The organism is Ruthenibacterium lactatiformans, assembly GCF_000949455.1.
Classification (GTDB): domain Bacteria; phylum Bacillota; class Clostridia; order Oscillospirales; family Ruminococcaceae; genus Ruthenibacterium; species Ruthenibacterium lactatiformans.
This window is the reverse complement of sequence record NZ_JXXK01000080.1, coordinates 1-2,667: the sequence shown is the minus strand read 5'-3', so window position 1 is coordinate 2,667 and position 2,667 is coordinate 1. Positions and strand designations below refer to the sequence as shown.

Annotated in this window: 1 protein-coding gene; it reads left to right on the top strand. The window is 60.6% G+C overall.

The features are described from left to right. Window positions 1–2,667, top strand: a 2,667-nt coding sequence (locus tag TQ39_RS19705; protein ID WP_207641419.1) for an InlB B-repeat-containing protein, incomplete at both ends; no start/stop codon positions are given.

Genomic DNA, 2,667 nt, shown 5'->3' with positions numbered 1-2,667 from the left:
AGGCGCAAGTGCGCTTCCGGCCGCCGCGTCCTACAAATATGGTGCGGATGTAACGGTGGCTCCGCAGGCCACGGCCCCGGGCTATACGTTTAACGGCTGGCTCGAGGACGGCAAGGTAACGGCAAGCTTCAAAATGCCCGCCGGCCCGGTGCAGCTCACGGGTTCCTTTACCGCGAATACCGATACCAGGTACACCGTGGAGCACTGGACGGAGGATCTGGACGGCAAGGGCTATACTCTGCGTGAAACAGAAGCGAACCTGACGGGCGTCACGGATACAACGGCGACGGCGGAGGCAAAGAGCTATGAGGGCTTCCGGTTCGACAAGGACAATGAAAACAACGTTCTCACAGGCGTGATCACAGGCGACGGAAAGCTGGTTCTGAAAGTTCACTACGCGCGCAACAGCTATGAAGTAAGCTATGATTACGGCGCTGCCCCCACGGGCGCAAGCCAGCTGCCGGGAACTGTTTCCTACAAGTACGGCGCCGAGGTCCGGGTGGCGGATAAGGCCACAGCCCCGGGTTATACTTTCGACGGCTGGAAGAAAGACAATGCCGAGGTCACGAGCTTTACGATGCCTGCCGGCGCCGTGCAGCTCACGGGACGCTTTACAGCCAATACGGACACCGGCTACAAGGTGGAGCACTACCAGCAGAATCTGGCGGGAGACGCTTTCGTCCTGTTTGAGACGGAAGAACAGAACGCCACTACGGATACGCATGTGTCGGCAACGCCGAAGGACTACACGGGCTTTACCTACGACGGCACGGTGGACGAAACTGTCACCGAAGGCAATGTTGCGGGCGACGGCAGCCTGGTGCTGAGGCTGTACTACACGCGCGACAGCTATAAGGTCACCTACCAGTACACGGGCAAGGTGCCCACGGGCGCGAGCGAGCTGCCTGCGGAGACGACCGAGAAATACGGCGCTGCTGTTACAGTGGCAGAGGCCGCCACGGCCCCGGGCTACACGTTCAGCGGCTGGAGCCGGGAAGACGGCTTCACGATGCCGGCCGAAAACGTGACCATTACCGGTTCCTTCACGGCCAACGGCGAAACTCCTTATAAGGTGGAGCACTATCAGCAGAACCTTGAGGATGACGGCTATACCCTTGCGGATACCGAAAACCTGACGGGTGAGACCGATACCACTGCTACGGCAAACCCGAAAACCTATACAGGCTTTGCATTCGACGGAACAGTGGAGGACACGGTCGCCAGCGGCAATATCGCGGGCGACGGCAGCCTGGTGCTGAAGCTGTACTACACGCGCGACAGCTATAAGGTCACCTACCAGTACACGGGTAAGGTGCCCACGGGCGCGAGCGAGCTGCCTGCGGAGACGACCGAGAAATACGGCGCGCCTGTAACGGTGGAAGAGGCCGCCACGGCCCCGGGCTATACGTTCAGCGGCTGGAGCCGGAACGACTTCACGATGCCGGCCGAAAACGTGACCATTACCGGTTCGTTCACGGCCAACAGCAACACCGAATACACGGTGCGGCATCACTTCCAGAATATTTTGGACGATGCGTACGATGCCGACACGGCCATGCTCAGCGAAACGCTGAGTGGCACGACGGATACGCTCACGGCGGCTGCTGCGAAGACCGTTGCGGGCTTTACGGCTCAGAGCTTCCAGCAGAAGAACATCGCGGGCGACGGCAGCACGGTGGTTGATATCTACTACAGCCGCAACAGCTATACTGTAACGTATGCGGTCACTGGCGCCGTGGACCCGAACCCCAACTATAAGCAGGCGGATTACCGCTTCGGCCAGAACGTCGCTGCAGAGGCGGCTGCCGCCAAGGCTGGCTACGACTTCATCGGCTGGGCCAACGAGCCCGCGGTCATGCCTGCGAATGATGTTACGGCGACAGGCTATTTTGTAGCCCGCACGGACACCGCTTATCAGGTGCAGCATTACAAGCAGAACCTTGAGGATGACGGCTTCACTCTTGCGGAGACCGAGGAGCTGACGGGCAAGACCGATACCATCGCAACGGCAAACCCGAAGACTTATACAGGCTTTACGCTTGACCGGACCGTGGAAGGCACGGTCGCCAGCGGCAATATCGCGGGCGACGGCAGCCTGGTGCTGAAGCTGTACTACACGCGCAACAGCTATGACGTGACCTATGCCTATACGGGCACGGTGCCCACGGGTGCAAGCGCGCTGCCGGAAAAGGCGACCGAGAAATACGGCGCGCCTGTAACGGTGGAAGAGGCCGCCACGGCCCCGGGCTATACGTTCAGCGGCTGGAGCCGGAACGACTTCACGATGCCGGCCGAAAACGTGACCATTACCGGTTCGTTCACGGCCAACAGCAACACCGAATACACGGTGCGGCACCACTTCCAGAACATTTTGGACGATGCGTACGATGCCGACACGGCCATGCTCAGCGAAACGCTGAGTGGCACGACGGATACGCTCACGGCGGCTGCTGCGAAGACCGTTGCGGGCTTTACGGCTCAGAGCTTCCAGCAGAAGAACATCGCGGGCGACGGCAGCACGGTGGTTGATATCTATTACAACCGCAACAGCTACGGCGTGAGCTACCGCTACCTGAATACTCCTGCGGGTGCAAGTGCACTGCCTGCGGGCGCGAGCTACCGTTTTGGCGCCGCCGTGACGGTGGCGGAGGCGGCCACGGCCCCGGG